Origin of the sequence: Acinetobacter sp. V2, assembly GCF_001188385.1 — a bacterium.
In the GTDB taxonomy this organism is placed as follows: domain Bacteria; phylum Pseudomonadota; class Gammaproteobacteria; order Pseudomonadales; family Moraxellaceae; genus Acinetobacter; species Acinetobacter oleivorans.
This window is the reverse complement of record NZ_JZFB01000001.1, coordinates 1,211,842-1,212,337: the sequence shown is the minus strand read 5'-3', so window position 1 is coordinate 1,212,337 and position 496 is coordinate 1,211,842. Positions and strand designations below refer to the sequence as shown.

General features: G+C 43.5%; 1 protein-coding gene. It reads left to right on the top strand.

Translation table 11 applies throughout. From position 1 onward, the window contains the following. A partial coding sequence (locus tag UC75_RS05560; protein WP_164837868.1) for a fimbria/pilus outer membrane usher protein occupies positions 1–496 on the top strand: 496 nt, incomplete at both ends.

The window sequence follows — 496 nt, the reverse complement described above, 5'->3', positions numbered from 1 at the left end:
TGCTTATACTCAACGAGGTGATCTTGTTACCTCGGCACTACCGCAATTTTCAGGCTCGGCTGCATTGCCTTCGACTTTAGATTTATACGTTAACCAGCAAAAGATTTATTCAGGACTGGTGCCATCAGGCCCATTTGACATTAAACAACTTCCGTTTATTTCAGGCAATGAAGTCACTCTTGTGACTACCGATGCAACAGGTCAGCAGAGCATTACTAAACAGGCCTATTATTTTTCATCAAAAATTCTGGCGAAAGGCATTAATGAATTTTCAGTAGATGTCGGGGTTCCACGCTATAACTATGGCCTGTTTTCAAACGATTATGATGATGCCACTTTTGCTTCGGGTGCGATTCGATACGGTTACAGCAACTCACTGACCTTAAGTGGTGGTGCAGAAGCTTCAACAGATGGTTTATCGAACCTGGGCACTGGTTTTGCCAAGAACTTGTTTGGCTTTGGGGTGATTAATGCTGACATCGCAGCGAGTCAGTAT